This window comes from Flavobacterium sp. ASW18X (assembly GCF_005144745.1).
Lineage (GTDB): Bacteria > Bacteroidota > Bacteroidia > Flavobacteriales > Flavobacteriaceae > Croceivirga.
Genome location: NZ_SWKK01000006.1, coordinates 1 through 22,136 on the forward strand (window position 1 = coordinate 1; position 22,136 = coordinate 22,136).

Below are 22,136 nucleotides of genomic sequence, written 5' to 3' on the forward strand. Positions count from 1 at the left end.
TCCAACTACTAACTCTTAACTCAAAAACAGACCCCTCAGTCCTGCGGACAGCTCCCCTAACTTAAGGGAGCAGCTGTATTTTCTTTTTAACTAGATTACGTTTGATGTGAGGAAGATGCTGAAACAAGTTCAGCATGACGGTAAAAAACAATGCTTTGTACTTCATACTCCGTACTTGTTACTATTAACTTCTAACTACTAACTCTTATCTCAAAAACAGACCCCTCAGTCCTGCGGACAGCTCCCCTAACTTACGGGAGCAGCTGTATTTTCTTTTTAACTAGATTACGTTTGATGTGAGGAAGATGCTGAAACAAGTTCAGCATGACGAAGGAAAACGGTACTTTATACTTTGTACTCCGTACTTTTTACTTTTAACTACTAACTTTTAACTCAAAAACAGACCCCTCAGTCCTGCGGACAGCTCCCCTAATTTAAGGGAGCAGCTGTATTTTCTTTTTAACTGGAATTCGTTCAAAGTGACAAGATGCTGAATCAAGTTCAGCATGACGGTAAATCTTAGTACGCTGTACTTAATACTTTTTACTTAGTACTTGCTACTTTTTACTATTTACTATTTACTATTAACTTCTAACTACTGACTCTTAACTCAAAAACAGACCCCTCAGTCCTGCAGACAGCTCCCCTAACTTAAGGGAGCAGCTGTATTTTCTTTTTAACTGGATTTCGTTTGATGTGAGGAGGATGCTGAAACAAGTTCAGCATGACGGTAAATCTTAGTACGCTGTACTTAATACTTTTTACTTAGTACTTGCTACTTTTTACTATTTACTATTAACTTCTAACTACTGACTCTTAACTCAAAAACAGACCCCTCAGTCCTGCAGACAGCTCCCCTAACTTAAGGGAGCAGCTGTATTTTCTTTTTAACTGGATTTCGTTTGATGTGAGGAGGATGCTGAAACAAGTTCAGCATGACGAAGGAAAACGGTACTTTGTACTCTTTACTATTAACTTCTAACTACTAACTTTTAACTCAAAAGAGATTTCTCAGTCGTCGCTACGCTACTCCTATCGAAATGACGTGATGCAAATTTTGAATATCACTTTGTACTCCATACTTTTTACTTAGTACTTTTTACTACTAACTATTAACTTCTAACTACTAACTCTTTCTCTCCCTTTCCTTGGCTGAAATCGTATAATTTACCGTTGAGTGTATTAAAATTTTCGATGAAATGCACATTTTAAGTAGTTGCGTACGATTTTTTAATTTAAAAAAAGATAGAAAATGGTACAGTTTTATCAAAAGTATAGTGCGCCTTGTCGATATTTTTGAAGAATTGACAGAAAACCTCTAAATATTTTTTTAGGTACGTAAAAGTAACACTGCAACAACCTAAAATAGACTTTAGCCGTATATCTTTACGTTCTATATCCGTAGCGCAAAAGCAAAAATTGTTAGCGCATTTGGTTCCCCAAGAATTTACAAGAAAAAGCTAGTAACTTAACACCTCCTAACAAGTGAAACATTTTAATTTGATTGTAAGTCTCGTCCTAAGCGTAGTAGCCCTAGTTATGTCTTGTTCTAATGAACAGGACTTTACACAAACCATAATAGAAGAGAATACCAAGGTTATAGAAGAAGAATTAATAGAAGAACCGGAGGAAGAACTTACCGAAGAAAATTCTATAGAGCTACCCGAAGATTTTAATTGGGAAAACATCCCGGACAGCTACGCTAATTATACCTATTGGGTAATTAGACATACCCATAATTTAGAGGGTAACACCATAACTTTACCAGAAGGTATTACCCTATATTTTAAACATGGGCAACTGCAAAATGGTACCATAACCGGCACAGAAAACGGTATTTACACCGAACATTTTGAGCAGGTTTTTAATAATATAGATTTAGCCGGCATCTATACTAATGAATATCTAAAACCCTATTGGTTTGGTGCGGTCATGGATGGGACTACCGATGACCGGGATGCTTTTGTGGAAACTATTGCGCAAAGTTTACATATTTCTTCAAAAGTTCTGATTGAAAAGGACATGTATGTAGAATGTTTAGCCAATGATGGCTCGGATATGATATTTATTGATGACAATATAGTTATCGAAGGGTCACACAAAGATGTTAAGGTAAAAATAGCAAACCAGTATTGGCCTGTATTTACTGTGCCATTATCTGAAAACGTGCAGTTTAAAAACTTTACTATAGAATGGCAAGGAAGCTATGATCCGTTGAATTGGAATGTTAAATCTGGGTTACCGTACCAATCTACCTATGAAGCTTGGTTAGTTGCAAATAGAGGAATGACGTTTAATGGAGCAGACCCACTATACATAGGTAATGCTCCTTTTGTATCTTTATTTCTTATAGATGGAGCGCAAAATCTATTAATGGAAGATGTGACCATTAAAGCTCCAGATGACGCTACCGCTAACAAGTTTCACCCTTGGCCCGTTACACTTAAATCGCAATACGATAGGGGTTCTACGGTCAATGATGAAGCTACCGCCAGCGTAACACAAACTTCAGGACTTTATATGAATAGAGTTACTTTTGATGGCACTATTATGGCCGTGATAGGCAGCTGTGCGAATAGTACTTTTGAAGGTATTAGGAGTTATCGATACACCGATTATCAAAACGAAGACGGGAGTAATTTAGGTGGTGGAGACGGCAGCGGCATTTATTCTGCCCCGCCTCATTTGTTTTATTTGAATGAAACAGGATACAACAAACCACCGACTAATATAAATTTTATAGACATCATTGATTACGGTATTTATGTTGGCAATCCAGAGGTTAGACCTACTAGTAGCGGCTATTGCACAAGCATGACGTTAAAAAATGTTGACAATTTTTTTATAGATGGTTATCAATCTTATAGAAGAGATGGCTTTGCAGGTATAGTGGATTGTAGTAATGGACAAATCACCAATATTTATTCCGAAAGTTATAATGGTGAGCTGTTCAAAAATATTACTGATGATTTCAGCCCTTTAAGGTTGAACGGCTATTTATTAGATGTAAAGATAGAAAATGTCACCATTAAAGATTTGTCAGAGCAAACAGGTATTTTGCCAATAACTATACAGGCAGGAGATAGAGTAACAATGAATAATGTAAATCTATATGTTAATGAAGTTACATCATTAGAACGAAATTGTTTAAGTTTTTACGGTGATTATAATAGAGTGGTTAATTCAGGATTAAATATTGAAACGTTTAGCGACACCAGAAGAAATTTAGGTATCATTAGAAACAATCAAGATACCATGGAAAATGGTAGCAACAATCATTATGAGGTGTATGTAAAAGGTTGGCGTAGCCCCCATACTCCAGGTCATAGCCTAGAAGAAAACATGATATCCACAAGTTATTTAGCACACCAAAACAATCCGAATTCCAATTATTTTAAAATTACGGATGTAGATAATAATATTGTACTGCAAAATACAAATGGCAATACCACTATAGACTGGACGCATGACACTACCATTGCTGTAGACCATACCACTAGTAAAGAAAGTAGCTTTTTTGTTCCCGATCAGTGGATGGTAAAAAAAGTATCCGCTACCGTAGTATCGGATTTAGGAGAGGGAACGTATTTTAGTTTAGGTATTAGGGAAGATTTGGCTACCTATTGGCTACCAGAATTTATAGATACTCCTGGCCAAAAATTTGAACATAACTTAAATGAAAAATCGCCCAACACCACATCCAACAGACCAGTAAATATTTATAGCAATTTACCCATGAATGGGCAGGGAGAGTTAAAAGTAACAATGGAACTGCAACTCATAAAATAACTTATTAATTGCTAATCACTTTAATTGGAAACGTTTTTTTGTTCAAATCACGAATGCCACAATTTTTACAATAACTATAAACACAAAAATTGTAGTATTTTATTTGAGTCTGAGAGTAAAGTGAAAGAATTAACCATAGCCATACTTAGTCTATAATAGATTGTAATTTCAATGCTCTAGCTAAGTCTTATTTTTTAGAGGATAAATAGAATAGAAAAGTGCTTTGGAATTAATTAAGGAAAAAATTACAGGAGGTCATTTAAATATTCAATTTATACTGTTGCCGTATGAAATCAGCCATTTTTGCAGGATTATTATGGGTGGCTCTTTTAATCTCGTATATCTTCGCATCTACTAAGGTCCTGTACCACCAACCTTGTAAAAAATGCCATAAAAAGCCCTCCTTGCCTTGAGTAAAGCCTAATTTAAAAAAATAGCGGTATACAAAGTAGATAAATGCCCTCCAAAACAAGGGTAATTTGGCATAACGTTTCTTTTTTGCTCTTTTTTCTTCTGCGTCTTTGGAGAGTTCGTAGGTTTTGGATTGTTCGGTAGTAGCGGGTATAAAATTGTATTCCAAATTCAATAAATCTACCGCTTCCCTAATGGCATAACCGTTATGCTTTTGCGTCCACCACCCTAAGCTGTTTAAGTTATGATCCACAAAATAGTGTTGAAACAACACACTTTCGCCTTGTGTTAATACAATATGCTCGTCCATCCAGCGCTCTTCACAGAAACCGTGACGGTATTTAAACAAGCGGAGCATGTTCATTTGCAGCATCCCTTTGGTCATCAACGTATTTAAAAAGTACATTTTACGTTCAAAAACAACACCCGATGTTGTTTCTGCTAGTGTTGGGAGTTTGGTATTGATTTCTGTAATTAGAGCGTCAGTCAAATATTCATCTGCATCCAAACGAAACACCCATTCTGTTTTTATGGGTAGGTTAGTTAATCCCCAATTAAATTGTTTGGCATAATTATTTTCCCATTTGTTTTGGTACACTTTTGCTCCTAATCCTTCTGCTATGGCAACTGTTTGATCCGTAGAATAGGAATCCACCAAAAAGATTTCTTTGGCAAATTGTTTCGCATTCACAATGCAACGTTCAATATGCTGTTCTTCGTTATAGGTAAGAATAATGACTGTAATGGAATGCATAATTTAAGCTTCTAGTATTCTATCTTTTATATATTTTGCAGGGTTTCCGCCCACAATTGTCCATGGCGCCACATCTTTATAGGCTGCTGCTCTAGAACCTAAAACGGCTCCCTCGCCAATAGTGACTCCTGGTCCAACAAAACATTCAGCCGCTACCCAGGCATTCTTTTTTACCGTTATGGGTTGGGTATACAGCGGATGTCCTTTTTTGGTGTAATCATGCGTGCCTGTACACAAATACGAGCGCTGGGAGATGATGACCCGGTCTTCTAACGTTATTAGCCCTTGGGAGTATAAATCCACACCGTTTGCAACCCCAACATCATTCCCTATAACTAAATTCCAAGGTGCCCATATTTGCACTTTCGGATAAATATGTACATTCTTGCCTAATTTAGCCCCAAATAGCCGTAGTACAAAACTGCGCCAAGCATGGAATGGCCTAGGAGAATATTTAAATAAAATAAGGTAACAGAGATTCCAAACCAATCGCAGTACTCTATTTTGTAAGGAGAAAGATGCCCCGGTGTATGTATCTGTATTATGCATTTAGTATGGTATTCATTAAGTTTTGTGCAGCCTTAGCGATAGTAAAGTGGGTACCATAACTCTCAAAAGCAGCCATTCCCATCTGTTGTTGTTCTTCGGCAGTCTTAGCAAACCATTCTTTTAAGGTTTTTAGGGTACCTTCCAAGGTATCTGTATTGGCAATACCCCCGTGATGTTCTACAATTTCGCGCCATATGTTTACCTTATCACTAATCAATACCGGTTTTTTGCAGGCCATGGCTTCGGCAACCGCTATCCCAAAATTTTCTTGGTGGCTGGGTAGCACAAAAGCCGCGGCATGGTAAAACGCACCCCATTTGGCTGCTCCATTTAACATGCCTGGGAAAATAATCTGTTCATTTCCTTGGGTCAGGTATTCTAATTCTTTACCGTATGTAGAATCCATCCCTGGACCTGCTATTATCAATTTAGGGATGCCCGTGGTCTTTTTAGAAAGTTGGTTGTATGCTTTAATCAATAAATCCACCCCCTTTTTTTGGTGTATTCTACTTAAAAATAACAAATAGGGCTCCCCATTCCAGTTAGGTAGTTTGTCGCGTAAAGCCCTTGTCATTTCTGTTGCAAACGGAGGAGGCGGTTGTACGCCGTAGCCTACATTATATTCGTTCCTGGGACGGTACTGCTTAAAAGCCTGCCTTGCCAGTAACAGTTCTTGTTCACAGGTAAACAACAAGCCCGTTGCATTGTTAACTACTTTACGCTCAATTAATCCCCAATAAACTTCGTTACGAATAGCCTTTAATCGCCTTTCCTTGCTTTTTTGAAAGTAGGGGTCTAGCATGCCATGCGGCATAACAAACACCTTGGGCAATGAATTACCCTCACGGCTCAATTTTTTAATAGCCTTATACACCGCATAGCTATGATACGTCCATAAGCCATGAATTATAACAACATCATAGGAAGTTAGATTATTTAACAACCATGGATACAAAGCTTTATGATACTGCCATGGCCCTTTACGTCTCCCCAACTTGTAGATGGTAAAATCATCACGAATGCCATATACTTCATCTTCGGCGTCCAAACAAACTACTTCATGAAGATTTTCATCGTTTTTTAACGCTCCAATAGAATTCCGTATCCCTTGGCAAGGCCCACCCTGCTTTGGATTCATTGAAGGTATAACCCGTAAAACTTTGAACTTATTTAAGATTCTGTCCATGGTGTTTTCGGTTTACTTTTTATTGTTGTGAAAAATGTATGACTTAAAATACTGTCCATATAATGTGCTAAAACTTTGCCAGAAACTTTGGCTTCATAACTCTTCTGAATTAAATTACGTTGATAAGAGTTTAATGGCCCATCTTGAATAATAGCAGTCATTTTTTCAACTATGTCTTCTTTGGCAACTTTATTTAAAACATGGCCATTACCATCATTAACTAAAGTAGAAGAACCACATTTACTAGAAACAATTACTTTAATACCTTCGGCTAAGGCTTCATTAATTACAGCTCCCCATCCATCATGCCTGCTAGGTAATATAAAGCAATCGTGTTTTGAAATTTTGCTTCTCAGCTCACTATTCGGCAAAAATTCATAAAAATGAATATTTTTTAAATTTTTAAAATCTGAAAGTAAAGGTTGTTGCAGTTCTTCTTTCGATTTTAGACAGTATAGATGACATTCAAAATTTAGTTTTTTATTATTTAAAATTTTAATTGCTTCCAACAAAGTGTCTACACCCTTTCTATGAATTAATGAACCTGCATAACAAAATTGAATAACTTGGTTCTTTTCTTGAGGGATAAAATTGCTAGAAGGTTCCACACTGTAAGCCCATTCGTAGATTTTGTTTTCATTAAATCCAAACTTGGTAAACTGATTTTTTGCTATTGAACCTGTAGACAAAATAAAATTAATAGATTTATCATATTTATAATAATGATAAAAACCCCTTAAATACCTCATTTTACCTTTGAAACCACGGTAATCATATGACTCTGAAAATATACCAATTTTACAATCTTTTTTTACCGCAAGATTTAAAGCGAGGTTAATAGTTTTAAATCCATTAATAGCTGAAAAAACATGAATCGCTCGAGCATTATTTTGAATGATATCAGAAAAAGAATTTGAATTATCTGAAATATCTTTAATCTTCAAATTAGGAATGGTAGGAACACTCCATCCCATTTCAATTCTAAAAGGTTTTATTTTTTCAGTAACAACCAAGGTTACATCCCAATTAGAAAGCTTCGAGAATTCTCTGAAAAAGGTTGATTGGTGAATACTATTTATATTTTGCCAGAAGAAAATTTTCATTTTGAATAATGTATCTTATTATATAGCTCAGCGTAATCAGCAACAATTTTTTCAATAGAAAATTTTTGAAGATTTTTTAGACCGTTTTTAACCAAAGTTTCCCTAAGGTTTGAATTTTCATTTATTTGATTTAATGCGGTTCTAATTTCTTCTACGCTGTAAGGATTAACTAACATCGCAGAATTACCTGCTACAAATGGCATTGAACTTATATTACTTGTAATTATTGGTCTTCCAACAGCGTTAGCTTCTAAAATAGGTACTCCAAAACCTTCATATTCCGATGCAAAAAAGAGAACATCTGTTTTTATATATAGCTGATAAATGAATTCTCTCGTAACGTTGTAATGCCATTCATAAGTTATTTTAAGCTCCTTTAATTTTTGTTCTAACGCAAGATTAGGTTTCCGCACTAAAATTAATTCATATTTACTGTTGGCAACCGCTTTAATTAAGCGGTCAATATTTTTATTATTGCCGCTTCCAATTTGCAAAATTCTTGGTGATTTCGAGTTGTATTCTTTTGGATGATATGTAAAATCTGTTGGTGCTGGATTCGGAATAACATGTATTTTATCAGAATTAATGCCTGTCTCCTCTATAATTCTTTGCTTTGTAAATTCTGATATAGTAGTTATGTATTTTACTCTATGAAGAGGTAAACTTATCCATAATAGTTTTTTTATAAGCTTCTTCCATCCAGTCAAATCTCGATCATACCTCCCTAAATCGTGAATAGTTAAAATTGTCTTTTTCTTAGATAGAAAGAGTGCAATAGTGTGAATGTCCCCTGTAATATGATTTACATCACTCTGATGAAATATTGATTTAATAAAACTCGGAAAGCGTTTTAATTTATCTGTGCAAACATAGTTTTCTACTATAATATAAGAAGGTAACCTATCTTGTATTTTTTCGAAGAGCGTTTCAATACTAAAAACACCTTTCATCTTTGGTCTAAAAAAATATGTTACTTTCATTAAACTATTGTTATTGTTTAAAATAACTCCAATAAACCTGGACCTTGAGTCGCTTCCGTGAATTTTATATCGTTGCTATAGCCATTCCACTCCATAACTTTTACGCGCTCCATGTCATCAATTGCAATATCCCAACCAATGACCCGTACAAAAGGGTATGTTTGATGTAAGGCTTTTACTTTTGAAACCGCCGTATCAAAACCCGGCATAGAGCAATGGGCAAAGGAAACCTTGCTATCTGGATGCTTTGCTATTTTTTTCCATTGTACATCATAAGCTATAGAGGAAAAAGTGCCATTATCTAAATTTATGGGTACGCGTATATGGGATTTAGACAAAACCGCTGTTTCCCCAGTTCTGCCTAGTCTAACATAGGCGGCTACCAATTTTATTACTCCCGTGTCCAATAAAAGGGTTGTCAATCGTAGTGTTGCCACATTATCTGGAGTAAATTGATTAAAGAAAGAGTGTTGTTTGATTACCGATTGGAAAACACCGTTCTCTAATTTTGAGATTAGATTTACTCCCGTAAAATCTTCTTTTAAAAATTGAATCCCCTTTCCTTGCGCTGAATTATCAGGTTTGAACAAAATTTTAGTATGCAAACTAGAAAGATAGGTGCTAAGTTCTTCTTTTGGCACTACGCGTCCCCCTGGCGTACTGTATACGCCATTTACTTGGTAAAGCACATCGAGCCCCAAATCTTCTTTAAAAACAAAATTATTTAAACTTCGCAAAAAAGACACCTTTCCATAATCTCCCTGTATTTGTGGAATTAGTACATTACGATAGTAATTATCCGGAATCCAACCCTCTTTAAAGTCTCCTGCTACATGCGCATATACCCAAAGCCAAGGAGCGTATGCATTTGATTTTAGAACATCGATGGCATAATCATTGCACCATTTTTTATGCTTTTTTGGTAATGTACCATATTCTTGTTCTAAACCATTTAAAATACCTTTAGCAATACCATTAGAGATATAATTGTTCCTGGCTACCAGTGCTTTTTGCAATGTGTTTTTGATACGATTAACCATTAGGTATTTTTACCTCTAAAGATGACTTACGATTAAAGGTGTTTTAGCATTTTTGCGTTCTATTACAGCAACGCGTTCTATCTTTATTTTAAACTCCTTTCTAGCTCTAAGCTCTAATTGTTCTGCTATAAGTAAGCTAGCCTGCTGCGCACTTTCTAAAGCTCTAGGAATATAATATAAGCTAACTTGGTCTATTTTATGTTGTACCAATTGTACATGTTTAAAATGTTTCATATGCCCCTTAAACATCGCCATAACATGTTCGCCTTTTATGGTTAAGCCCGAAGAGGTTTTTAATACAAACGCTTGGCGTCCTTTAACATTTTCCATTAACGGTAATGTTCTACCACAAGCACAGGAGGAATCTAGATACTTGCCCTCATCCCCAATGTCATAACGGATTAGTGGAAATACGTAATTGGTCAAATCGGTCAATAATATGCGCCCCGTAGTATTGGGGGGAACGGGCTGGTTTTTTTCATCTACAAATTCTACAAATACGCGATCGTGCATCATGTGCAGTCCGTTTTGTTCCGGGCATTCTGCTGCAATCAATAGAATTTCGGTATTGCCGTATTGATCACAGACCGGGGCGCCAAAGGCTTTTTCCATGAGTTCCCGCTGTTCGGGAAATAAGGGTGCCGAAGTGACCCAAACCACTTTTGGGGCATGTAATTGAATATTATGATCCAAGACATACAACGCAAACTCAAAGACCACATCTACATAGCCCTGAAGCAAGGCAGGTTTTATGTTGTTAAAACGTTTTACAAAAGTGTCTAATTTCTTCTGATTAAGGTCTGCAGCGGCTAAAAAGACCCGTTGGGTGGGCCACCATCTAAACGCACTCAATACTTCTTCCCAAAACGGTTTCTTAAAACGGTAGATAAAGGCCTGGTTTTCCCACGGTTGTACGCCCCACCATTCTAAAATACGCCACCGTATGGGCGTTTCTGGATTCCGTTGGTCGTGCATTACCGTTATTGATGGGCCTGTACTCCCAGACGTTTTGGCGGTTCTTCTACGGACACCTTTATAGTTGTTAATCCGTATGGTATTGAAATTAGCACGTAACGCCTCCCGAGTCAATACGGGTAATGCTGTAAAATCTTTATCCGTATCTACAGTCAAGGTCTTACCAGCATTATCCGTATATAATTTTTTATAAAATGGAGAATGTGTTACGGCATGTTGTACCAACAACTTCCGCTGTTCTAAATTGTAGGCCTGTAGGTCTGTATGCTTTTCGGTTTGTTTGGTTTTCTGGTACACCTTCCACAAACGGGGCATCAGTACCTTAGTTTTCAAATTAAAAAGCTGTTTAGAAAATAATTTGGTCATAAAATAAAACTTCCATATTCTCTGGGGTAAGAATTCTTGTTAGTAATGGGTTTGGTATTTTGTTGGAGTTCAAGGTCTGGCTTGGGGTCCTCCATGCTATAATTGGGCTTCAAAAGCTTGCATAATGGTATGCTTATTCAAATAGGCTTCCGCATAGCCACGTGCATTTGCGCTTAGTAAAGTTAAATTTTTAGTGGCATACGCCTCTGCAATGCCCTTTTCTAAAGCGCCTTGGTCTTCCGCCTTCACCAAAATTCCCATATGGTGCTCTTGAATCACCTTATGTAAGGTAGCTTCTGGATTAGCAGTCACCAAGGCTACTCCACCAACGGCTAAAATTGTCGTTAACTTGGAGGGCATCACCAAATCGCTCGCCTTTTCTTTTTGTATCACCAAATGCAAATCGGCCATATTTAAAAAGGCGTTAAAATCTTCTTTTGGTTGTAGGGGTAAAAAACGGAGGTTGTCTAATCCTAGCTGTGTCGCTTTTTCTTGCAATACGGCTTTGTAGGGCCCAGTACCGCAAATGATAAATTGTAACCCTTGATAACTTTTTAGATTTTGGGCTGCGGTTAAAATAGCTTCTAGCCCCTGTTTCTCGCCAATGGCACCAGAGTATAGCACCACAAAATCCGATTCCTCACCGCCAAATTTACTTTTTAGTCCTGTTTTATCGGCAATAGGTTTAAAAAATTCGGTCTCCGTCCAATTGGGAAAAAACGTTAAAGGGTGTTTTGTTTTTTTCGCAATACGCGCTAACATCCCGTCAGAAATACTGCTCACTACATCCGCTTGTTTAAAAATAAAGCCTTCCAAGCCAAACAGGACCTTTAAAATAGCCTTATTGGTAATCATTCCTAAGTCTTGTGCGGCTTCTATTTGCAAATCTTGTATGTGGTACCATAGTTTTGCGTTCTTCAACCCTTTGTATACCACACCCAACAGCCCAAACTGAAAGGAGGGGGCTACCGTCAACACCCAATCGTATTTTTTAGCAAAAAGCAGTTTGAGTATATACAAGCTTGCCGTGATGCTAAACGAGGTATCTACTAAAATACGCTTTAATCCTGATGGTGCACTAGGCACGTACATGGGGCAACGTACTACGGTAAGTTTGCCACCAGTGGCGTACTCCTTTACCTCTTTAGTATACCAAAACCGTTTGCTACGGTAAGGGGCTTGCACCTTCCAATACGGATAGTACGGATAAGCGGTTAGCACTTTGCAATCGTGCCCTTCTTGTGCCAACCATTCCATCATCTCTCCCGAGTATTTACCAATCCCAGTCAATTCTGGTGCAAAATTATAGCCGATGAGTAAGATTCTTTTTTTAGTATTCAACTGTTAGTCTTTAATCTGTTTGATTTTCCATAACATCAGCGGAAAAAATAAGCCAAAAGCGGCCCCCATAATACCCCAAAGCATATCCATAATGTCCAGGTCTCTGGTTGGGATAAAGAATTGCCCAAATTCTGCCAAAGCTACCACAAAAGCCAGCGCCATCCATGCCCACAACCAATGAATCAGCAGTGTTGCTTTGCTGCTTAATAGAAATGCTCCAAATACTAATCCTAAAAAAATAAAGGGTACCGCAGTGCGTATTTGATTATTTTCCTCTTCATCTGCCCATCGAATAAGAGGTTCTGGCAGCCAAGACCATTCCCCAACGTTAGGATTTCCTTTCCAACTCAAGACGATAATTAAAAAGGTTCCTATGGTGATACAACCCAAGAGAATGGGATTTAAACGAAGCCGACTACGCATAATCAGCTCCAATTTTGTTGTAAACATTGAGTATTTGTGGCCCAATGGTTTCCGCTCTAAAGTTGGCAACGTGTTCTTTTGCCTTGTGTTTAAATTGCGTTAATGCGTCTGGAGATAAATCTATAACTTCTTTTACCTGTTCGGCTACCTGTTGAGCCCATTCCTCTTCACTACTAAATTCTCTTGCAGTAGGTATATACCAAGACAATTCCCCGCCCACTTCGGTCATGGGACCTGTATTCGTGGTAATTACAGGGCAACCACAGGCTAGCGCTTCTATAATGGGATAGCCGAAGCCTTCTGCAAGCGAAGGGAATAAAAATACATTTGCAGCCTGATAGGCATTGACCAGTACTTGGTCCGTGACTTTGGTTAAAAAATAAATATCGTCAGAAAATCCAGAATGCGCTTTAGCTGCCTGCATAGCAACAGTAGGCGCTGACCCTATCATGACCAATTTTAAAGGTGTTCCATATTTTTCTTTGTATGCGGTGAAAACTTGCAACACGCCTACCCTATTTTTATAAAAGGTATTCCCGCCTACATGCAATACAAAACCACCGGCTAAGGAAGTATGTACTTCTCGTTCCAATATCTTTAGTGCCGTTGCTAGATTCCCTGGACGGAATTGTTCATCTACTGCATTGTAAATTTGTGCACTGGTCTGAGGGGCTTTGGGCAAAAATTGATGCAATTCTTGCTGTGTATGTTTTGAGATGGAAATAAAATGTTTCCCCTGACTAAAGCCCTTTCGAATCAAATTTTGGTACAGTTTTCCGGTTTTCCCCACCTGGTTTTTAGCGTACCTACCCAAGGTAGATTTTAAGGCAATAAAATCATGGCAATGAATGACGTGCGGTTTGTTTTTGACGAAGGGAACATACAACCCTAAGGCTTGATCTAAAACGATATAAAATACCTTTTCTTTTGTAAACGTGGTTTTACACCATAATGCGATCCCAAATAGGATGTAAATATCTATATACCGTAGCCATTTATATACCCCCTTAGTATTATAGCTTTTAGATAAATACAGCCTAGGACCTAACAATGCTACCTCATAGGCCTGCTGTTCCAACGTAGCTTTAAGCAAGCTAGCATACCGCTGCATACTGTAACCTAGCCCTCCTTTTTGGTGAATAATAATTCGAAAAATCATAATGACGATTTACGCTTCACCCAGAAAATACTTTTTTGTGAATAGATTACGTCTTAACAAATAATAAATTAGTATAGGTAATAATACAGCAATAGCAAGTATATACCATTGATTAACTCCAGAATCATAGTAAAGTATAGCATAGCGAATTGGCAAATGCAAATACATAATAACCAAGGAGGCTTTACCTATGACTGAAAAAAGTTTAAAGTTCAATTTAGTTTTAAATAAAGTAACCATACAAAATGCGGAAATAACACTGAATATAAAGCCCAGAACTGGAAAACCATAGTCTGTATTATTGAGCCTAGTATACATACCTTCAATTAGGAACGTAGATAATAAATATATAAATATTAAAATAGGTATTGAAAAAAACCATGAAAACCTTACGGATTCTCCATACTTTTTAAATAAATAGCCCATAAAAAACAAAGGGCAAGTATAAAAACATACATTAATATTCCACGGAATATTAAATCTGTTAAAGTAAAATTGATTAATGTAAGCTATCATTAAGAATACTATCATAATTATAGCTATTTTACTATCCTTAAAACCTTTAAATAAATTAAATACTTGTTGTGTAAAAAATAGACACGTTATAAACCAAAATACGCCTGTCCAAGAATAAGTATAAGGTCCGCCCAAGATTAGCCTAACAAAATACTCCATTAAAGACTTGTCTTCCAGATACATTTGTATGGCTAAAATGGGTATTAAATAAATAAAGTACGGGATAATTAAACTCTTCAATTTGTATACAAAATAATCTTTTTTTGGTTTGAATTTAAATAAGAACCCACTGATCATGAAAAAAGTTGGCATCCGCATGATTGAATTAAAGGTATTGTCAACTGAACCGTCCACGATAATATGACCCATAGCCACTAGAACAATCATGAGCCCTCTCAAATTATCAATCCATAAAAAACGTTTTTTCATATAGTTTTCTAGTTCCTTCTAAATAATCGAAGAAGCATATTGATGAAATAAAAAACCACCAAATAAGTAAATAAATCCTGAACATAATCCCGTAGCAGATAACCAAAATCTGCAATAATACCCCCAGCGTTTCTATAGAATCCTAAAAAACCAAAAATGCTCATTAATGCAAATGGTGCATAAATAATTGTTTCCTTTTTATAATAACTAAACCAATTAGTAAGCTTAAAAACGAAAAATAATGTTATAAACTGTATGGGAAAATACCAATAGCCAAATGTTGCTAGCCCGTCACCTAAATGACTTGTAACCCGATAACCACCAAGTCCTTTTCCATACAATAAGTCACCTCGAGAAAATCTCAATGCATCCTTATCCAAATCGATGTTAACAAAACGTAAAAACGGGTTTGGAAAAAGGGCCAACAATTTTTGATAAAGATTTTCTTGCATAAAAATATTACCATAACCACGTTGATTAGCATAATACAAGGTTTGATCTGTAATCCGCATATTAGCATATCGGTTAAGCATAAAATTATCCAAATAATTTTCTGTCCATCCATCTTGATATGATAACAGTTGTTCTTGAGCTCTTTCTTTTGTTTCTCTCAAGCGTTCCATTTTTTGAGAATCTATTAAAGTTTCCCATGTTTTTACAAACAACTCTTGTCGGCTGACGCTCTCTCGAAATTGACGGTTATATAAAATAGCTAACGAGATATTACTAAATACTTGTAAAAGTAAATAAATACCAAATCCATACGCTATAATTTTGTGTATAGGAAATATTGCTTTTAAACTAACCTTTTCAGTGATTAAGTATAAGACAAACAATAAACCCAGCACACCTAAGGGTTTTATAATACCTTCTCGACTATTAGATGCAATACCTAGGAGTACAATGAATATAATATATAGGTAAACCCATCTACCATTAGCATACTTATAATTTAACAGACTAGGAAATGCCAAAAGACATGGGGCATACATGAAATATTTGATAGAATTCAAAAATTTGCCCCCAACATCACCAGTTTCTACTTCACCAGCTCCCAAAGAATATGTGGTAACAGCTAGGCCTAAAAATCCCATGCACCAAAAAACTTGTGGATGTACATGAAAAAACCCCATTTGATATAAGGTATTTTGGATAGGATTATTCCTAAAATCCTTTTTGATGGGGCATGCTATATAGAATGCTAGACCCGCCATTAACATCCAAAAAGTTTCTCCTATAAATGTGGTAAAAGGATTTTCAAAACCATAGGTTATAGGTTTGTACTCTAACAGTGTTGCTATAAGCGGTAAATACCTATACATAAACATTGAGAAAAAAAGCAAAAAACTAAAAGGGTAACGTAATACATAAGCGGTCTTTAAAAAATATTGAAAAATGATATATGCAACCACCGCCATTAAGCAACCATAAAAATTGGCAACGCTAGGAAACAATAGCATTTCTCCTATTATAGCAATAACTAATAGTACTCCTAAAATTTTCTTTAAGTCTTGTAACAAAAACATAGTTAAACCATTGCTTTTTCTATCATTTTTTTAACCCCAGCTTCATTGGAATAACCTGAACTTTTGCATCGTTCTAAGCCTGCCTCTGCTAAACTATTGCGTTTTGGAATATTATTTAAATAATAGGTGCAAAGCTCCAATAGTTCCTCATTAGAAGAAAAGAAAGCAGCCTCTTCTCCTTCTTTAAACAAATCTAAATGTTCGGCTGTACGTTCCGCCATCATAAAACCACCACATGCAGGGATTTCCATAGTACGTGTGGTTTGCTGGTCGTAGTTTATTTTTCTTAGAAAACACAAACATATAGTAAATGCTTGCAACGCTTTTGAATAATCTTCTGAAAAAACACCAGATAAGATGGTTAAGTTGGGTGCGTAATTTTTATAATGATTCCATTCACCATCACCAAAAACCTTAACGTTAATTCCGTTATCCACTAGAAACAAAATGCTAGCACAGCGCTCTTGTTCCCAAGCACCCACGAAGCCCACATCTGCACCGAAATATTCTTTCTCCGAATTCGTCAAAGTTCTAGGATAATGAAACGAAGATTCGTACAGATTATGTTTAAAAATTACTTTCTTTGCTCCTAGTCTTTTTAAATCTTCTAGAATATAAGATTTATTGGTAAATACCACGTCATACAAGCTTATTCCGTCTAAATACTGCTGACTTTGGTTGTGGCGCAATGCCATATTATCGGGAGAATAACTAACCAATTTGCAGTTAGGCAATTTAAATTTGATGAACTCTAAAGTACTAGGGTTTACCGTAACTCCCTTATCTATCCAAACCAAGTCGTAACTATTTTTATCCACTAGCTTTTTTATGGTTTTGTTAGCATTTGAAGCATCAGGCAATCCAATAGGCAATCCCTTTTGAAATAAATGATAGGCTATTTTGTACTTAAATGAGGTTTTACCATTACCTAAATCCACCGCATCTATATGCTTGGCATTTTTTTCTAAAGCCCAATGCCTGTGTAACGAAGTGTTGCTAACTCTTGAGAACCAACCAATGGATAAAATTTTCATTTAGTTACCCGCTTTAATTAATGCCAAATTGAAACGCAAAAGCGTTTTTTGAAAAGCAAGTTTCGCTTTATTTGTTAATCTGCCAGCTTTTGGATTCGTTCCTTTAAAATTAGGAGATTTCCCCTCATTTCCTGGCCGCCAAGACCCTGATTCCCGATGAATGCAGAAAACCTCTTTCATAGAAGAATACATTGGTTTATCAAGGTAATAGGAGGGGTATACTGTTATCCCTTCTTCTAAATCTTGTTTATCATCTTTAAAACCATCCATATCATATCCATAATTCAGCGCTGCAGTAGCCATTACCTCTGGGCAGATGGTCATATCAAATTGGAATTCTTGAGGATATTTTTTGGATAATGTGCGAATAAAGTGACGGTTTTCATAAAATTCAAGGCAATCCTTTATAAATGGATGTCCCTTTTCGGCTCCAAAAATATGAGCAGTAAGCCAATGAAATTTTTTACCATGGCCCTTTGCTCCTGCTTCATTAGCAATAAATGCCCTAGTATTTAACAAAGGGGTTATGGATTTAAATACTTCAATATCCGTATCAAACCATATACCACCGTGATGATATACAGCATAGAGTCTAAGAAAGTCAGAAGCGAAGGCCCACTTTTTAACGCTTACCGCCTCGTTAGCAAAAGTATTATTGATAGCCGCCAATTTTGGACCGTCCCATAAAATATATTCATAATCTGGCATGTGCTCTTGCCATGTCTTCATTATTTCTTGAATATAATCTGGCATGGGATCATTACTAAACCAAGAGTAGTGTATTTTTTTTGGAACCATGGAAATACTAGTTAAATTTTGATTTTAAAAAGAAAAAAATAGAAGCTAAGCTGTCCACCAAAAACAATGGCATTTTTGATACTAATAAGGAATAAAATTTTTGTTGATTACCTCTCCTAGCCTTATAATCGTACGTTTTAGCTATCTTTTTTAACTTATTCCTTTCTTTTAACAGCATGGGGAGTCTACTGTTTTTTTTAAGTTTATTATTTGAATATATATCTAACCATGCAAAAATTCTTTGGTCAATCCCATATTCAGATACCATTCTATTTTTATAGGCTATGCTTAAACCTTCTAGTCTAGAAAATAAAGTGTTGTATAATTCAAGTAAAGCTTCGCTAATTGTAAAAAGAACATCGTATCGCTGTAATTTTTTAGTTAGGGATGCTCTTTGATGAATTACATAGTGGTAACCGCTATAATTAAGCAGTTTTAAAGAGTTGGCGTGCTGCAGGTAATCTAAGAAAAAAATGGTGTCTTCTTGGGGGGTAACATTAATAAATAACAAATTCTTCGTTTTTATTAATTCCAACAAAAAAACCTTTCCGTGCATAAAACTTGATCCTAATACGTCATACGTTTCTAAAATTTTGTGAGCTTTTAATGTATTTAAATCTATCGTCTCTGTTGGAAATTTATAAGGTACTATTTTTTCTTGGGCAACTTCTATTTTATTGACACCACTTACTAATAAATCAACTTTTTCATCTTTAATGGCATCTAATAATTGAGATACAAAATCATCAGACACATAATCATCTGAATCTACAAAGGTTATATATCTACCCTGAGCATGGACCATACCTGCGTTTCTTGCTGAGCTAAGGCCACCATTCTCTTTCTTAACATATTTGATGTTTGAGAAAGTTTTTAGATAGGATTGGACAATGTCATTAGAGTTATCAGGACTACCATCATTAACCAAGATTAATTCATAATCCTTACTTGTGCATACCAAAAGAGAATCCAAACACTTATTTAGATAAGCTTCTGTATTATAAATTGGGACAATTACGGATAAAATCATCTAATTTTTTAAAGCAGTTTCTAGAAACTTTTTCCCCTTTAATCTCAATTCACCAAATTTATTATTAACTGAGGTCCAATTTACTTGAGCATTAATGATGTCTTCAATTTCTAAAGCATCAAATCTATTGGTTAGTCGATTTAATAAATTCAATTCTTTTAAAATAGAATAGAACCTTCGATTAGAACCTTCACTCAGTGGATTGGGTTTACCAACACTAATAAAGGGGGTATTCATTAGTAAGGAAAATAGGGTTCCATGAAATGAAGTGGTTACAACAATATCTGCGTTAATAATATGTTCTAACCATTCCTCTATAGTAGGTTCCGTATTGGCTCGTTCATCTTTAAGTAAATCAGAACAAGCATAATGTATTTGATACCCCTTGCTTTCTAAATAATCTAGTATTTGGTGGACACGATGGTCTTTTGATTTTAAGGAGTAACAAAAAACGGTTTTTTTATTTGCTTCGTTTACGTTTAAGGATAAATATTGTATCCAGTCCTGTTTAGATAAAAGAATGGCTGGATCCGGCATCAATAGTGCATTGTCAGCGCCTATTTTTTTACACAGTTTTAATCCTGAATCCTCACGAACACTTAAGGCATCAAATTTTTTGAAGCATTCCTTAAAGGTGATAACTTCTTTTTTATTAATTATGTCATCTCTACCAAAACTAGCCGCATACGAAATTCTCTTGGTGTCCTTTGATAGAAAATCTAAAAGAAAAATTCTTTTTCTTTCTAAACCTCCTGTTTTATGCCAGACTTGATCACTGCCTGTTATAAACGCATAAAAAGACTTCGCATATTCCTCTAGCTCCCTCAGGGTTTTAAATTCTTGCTCTGAAAGATTTAAGTAATTACTTTTAAAACTATCGAATTTCCTTTCTTCTCTAAAATATTCTAAACTTAATAAGTTACTCTTATCATCAATCTTTTTTTTAGGAGTGATTCTATTCTTAATTCTTGTAGAAATAGATATGTCATCATAAATCCAATCATGAACCTTTTCGGGCAGTGTTTTCTTATCTTCTCTATTGTCAAGTACGTATTTGATGGTTTCCACCTCATATCCCATACCCTTTAAGATATATTGTAAGGCAGTACCTTGTAGTATTTGACCATAATTTATTAGACTATCCCAATAACTTATAATACCAATTTTTTGTTTCATGAAAATTACCTGTTTAAATATTTATTTCTTTATTTTTTTGATTAAGATGTTTTTGATAAACATTCGTTCTGATTCTGCTAAACCAAAGAAAATAATACTTATCAAAATCAGTAAAACACATAAAATTGTTGAAGTACATAATCTAAACCAACCTTCATTAAAAAAGTAATTATTTAACCCAAACAGAACAGTAGCTATTAAAAACACCAAAAACGCTTTTTTAAATATTGATGTAAAAAGAGTTGAAATATTAATACCTACATTATTTTTCAAGAATATAAATCGAAAAAGTAACGCTATACTTGAAATTAGTATATAAACAAGATATACATGGGAAGGTCGTCCTCCTAGTTTTAATATTAAATATGAAAATGGGAAATTTAGAAATAGAAGTATGCTTATCCCTATTTGATAGTATTTAATTCTACCTGTTGCGTTTATGAGTGTGATAATAGGCTTGGAAAAAACCTCAATTAGCGAATTTATTAAGACAAGTCTCACTAACATCACTGTGTATGGTGGAACTTTTTTAAGCCATAATTCCAAAATGGTATAGGTATCTGTTAGTACAGGAAATGAAAGTACCAAAAGTAGGAAAAATGATAATCTTGAACCTGTAGACACCAATTTAAGCGTGTCTTGCATATCATTTTTAGCGTAAGATTTTATAATTTGAGGGTTAACTGCCATTATAAAATTATCTGCGAATCTTTGTATTGCATTACTAACCTGTACAGAGATTCCTTGTGCGGCATTAACAGTAGCTCCCCAAAATAAATTTAATAGAATAACAATCCCTTGAGTTTTAAAGATGTTTGCTAATACGCCTAAAAAATTCCAACTGGCAAAACCAATTATTTCGTTAAAAATAATTTTATCCCAATACAATTTTAAACTGACTTCCCTAAACGTTTTATTAGCGTAAACTACGTAAATTAAGGTTAATAATAGAGACACTCCGAATAAAAGTATAGCATAAAGCACCAAAGAATCATAGGTCGCATAGCCGAGCAAAACTACAATAATCAATTTCAAAAGGACCTCTAAAATGGATATATACGAGAATACATCCATTTTTTCATTAGCAACAATAGCAGCATTAAAAGGTATATTGAGGAGATTAACGGAAAATGTTAAAGAAGAAAACAATAACACCCAATTAGCCGCTTCCAGTCTATTAGTGGGAATGTTCATTTCATTATTTAAAAACCATGCCCCCAATATCTGTACTAAAGCTAGAATTATAATTGCTAGTAAAAAATGAATCGTGAAAGACATGGAAAAAATATTCTTTAATTTTTTCCAATTTTCTTTTCCTAATTCAAAGGCTAGAAACCTACTAACTGCATTTGATAAGGATCCTGATACAACAGAAAACATTGAAACAAGACCACCAACAACATTATATATACCGTAATCCACAACACCCAAATATTCCAGTATTAATCTACTGGTATAAAGTGTTATAAATAAATTAAGAATCATTCGGAAATACAGCATAAGTGTATTCCGTGCTATTTTCTTATTTCTGTTTTGTAAATTCAATTTGTA

18 protein-coding genes are annotated in these 22,136 nt (G+C 35.4%); 1 reads left to right on the forward strand and 17 read right to left on the reverse strand.

Annotation, left to right across the window (positions count from 1 at the left end; translation table 11 throughout):
- Positions 1-1,485: 1,485 nt before the first annotated feature.
- Positions 1,486-3,789 (forward strand): hypothetical protein, encoded by a 2,304-nt coding sequence (locus FBT53_RS05290; protein ID WP_136950135.1) that lies wholly within the window; start codon positions 1,486-1,488, stop codon positions 3,787-3,789.
- Positions 3,790-4,048: 259 nt separating this feature from the next.
- On the opposite strand, the gene FBT53_RS05295 is transcribed toward FBT53_RS05290, so the two are convergent.
- The 17 genes from FBT53_RS05295 to FBT53_RS05375 all read right to left on the reverse strand — a co-directional run bounded on the left by FBT53_RS05295 (position 4,049) and on the right by FBT53_RS05375 (position 22,085).
- Positions 4,049-4,954, reverse strand: a complete 906-nt coding sequence (locus FBT53_RS05295) for a glycosyltransferase family 2 protein (protein WP_136950136.1) — start codon at positions 4,952-4,954, stop codon at positions 4,049-4,051.
- Between the two features lie 3 nt (positions 4,955-4,957).
- Entirely contained in the window at positions 4,958-5,503 is a 546-nt protein-coding gene (locus tag FBT53_RS05300) for a putative colanic acid biosynthesis acetyltransferase (RefSeq protein ID WP_136950137.1), read from the reverse strand.
- Positions 5,496-6,689, reverse strand: a complete 1,194-nt coding sequence (locus FBT53_RS05305; RefSeq protein WP_240729768.1) for a glycosyltransferase — start codon at positions 6,687-6,689, stop codon at positions 5,496-5,498. Before FBT53_RS05305 ends, FBT53_RS05300 begins: the two co-directional genes overlap by 8 nt.
- On the reverse strand, positions 6,674-7,792 hold the full coding sequence (locus tag FBT53_RS05310; RefSeq protein ID WP_136950138.1) for a glycosyltransferase family 4 protein: 1,119 nt from the start codon (positions 7,790-7,792) through the stop codon (positions 6,674-6,676). The genes FBT53_RS05305 and FBT53_RS05310 overlap by 16 nt, the downstream gene beginning before the upstream one ends.
- The gene (locus FBT53_RS05315) at positions 7,789-8,772 is read right to left on the reverse strand and encodes a glycosyltransferase family 1 protein (protein WP_136950139.1); all 984 of its coding nucleotides are present in this window, start codon (positions 8,770-8,772) and stop codon (positions 7,789-7,791) included. Before FBT53_RS05315 ends, FBT53_RS05310 begins: the two co-directional genes overlap by 4 nt.
- Before the next feature lie 17 nt (positions 8,773-8,789).
- Positions 8,790-9,812, reverse strand: coding sequence for a sugar-transfer associated ATP-grasp domain-containing protein (locus FBT53_RS05320; RefSeq protein ID WP_136950140.1), 1,023 nt, complete (start codon positions 9,810-9,812; stop codon positions 8,790-8,792).
- Positions 9,813-9,827: 15 nt separating this feature from the next.
- On the reverse strand, positions 9,828-11,120 hold the full coding sequence (locus FBT53_RS05325; RefSeq protein WP_136950141.1) for a phenylacetate--CoA ligase family protein: 1,293 nt from the start codon (positions 11,118-11,120) through the stop codon (positions 9,828-9,830).
- Positions 11,121-11,249: 129 nt separating this feature from the next.
- Entirely contained in the window at positions 11,250-12,494 is a 1,245-nt protein-coding gene (locus FBT53_RS05330) for a WcaI family glycosyltransferase (protein WP_136950142.1), read from the reverse strand.
- Between the two features lie 3 nt (positions 12,495-12,497).
- A complete protein-coding gene (locus FBT53_RS05335) occupies positions 12,498-12,917 on the reverse strand; it encodes a VanZ family protein (protein WP_136950143.1) in 420 nt (139 codons plus the stop codon).
- On the reverse strand, positions 12,910-14,076 hold the full coding sequence (locus FBT53_RS05340) for a glycosyltransferase (RefSeq protein ID WP_136950144.1): 1,167 nt from the start codon (positions 14,074-14,076) through the stop codon (positions 12,910-12,912). The genes FBT53_RS05335 and FBT53_RS05340 overlap by 8 nt, the downstream gene beginning before the upstream one ends.
- A 9-nt stretch (positions 14,077-14,085) precedes the next feature.
- The gene (locus FBT53_RS05345) at positions 14,086-15,021 is read right to left on the reverse strand and encodes an acyltransferase family protein (RefSeq protein ID WP_136950145.1); all 936 of its coding nucleotides are present in this window, start codon (positions 15,019-15,021) and stop codon (positions 14,086-14,088) included.
- A gap of 8 nt (positions 15,022-15,029) precedes the next feature.
- The gene (locus FBT53_RS05350; RefSeq protein ID WP_136950146.1) at positions 15,030-16,115 is read right to left on the reverse strand and encodes a hypothetical protein; all 1,086 of its coding nucleotides are present in this window, start codon (positions 16,113-16,115) and stop codon (positions 15,030-15,032) included.
- Positions 16,116-16,549: 434 nt separating this feature from the next.
- Complete coding sequence (locus tag FBT53_RS05355) at positions 16,550-17,581, reverse strand: glycosyltransferase (RefSeq protein WP_136950147.1); 1,032 nt, start codon at positions 17,579-17,581, stop codon at positions 16,550-16,552.
- A complete protein-coding gene (locus FBT53_RS05360) occupies positions 17,582-18,379 on the reverse strand; it encodes a glycosyltransferase family 32 protein (protein ID WP_136950148.1) in 798 nt (265 codons plus the stop codon).
- Positions 18,380-18,386: 7 nt separating this feature from the next.
- Complete coding sequence (locus tag FBT53_RS05365) at positions 18,387-19,409, reverse strand: glycosyltransferase (protein WP_136950149.1); 1,023 nt, start codon at positions 19,407-19,409, stop codon at positions 18,387-18,389.
- Positions 19,410-20,585, reverse strand: coding sequence for a polysaccharide pyruvyl transferase family protein (locus tag FBT53_RS05370; RefSeq protein ID WP_136950150.1), 1,176 nt, complete (start codon positions 20,583-20,585; stop codon positions 19,410-19,412).
- Between the two features lie 21 nt (positions 20,586-20,606).
- Positions 20,607-22,085 carry an MATE family efflux transporter gene (locus tag FBT53_RS05375; protein WP_370323672.1) on the reverse strand — a complete coding sequence of 493 codons (1,479 nt, stop codon included), beginning with the start codon at positions 22,083-22,085 and terminating at the stop codon, positions 20,607-20,609.
- Positions 22,086-22,136: the final 51 nt, after the last annotated feature.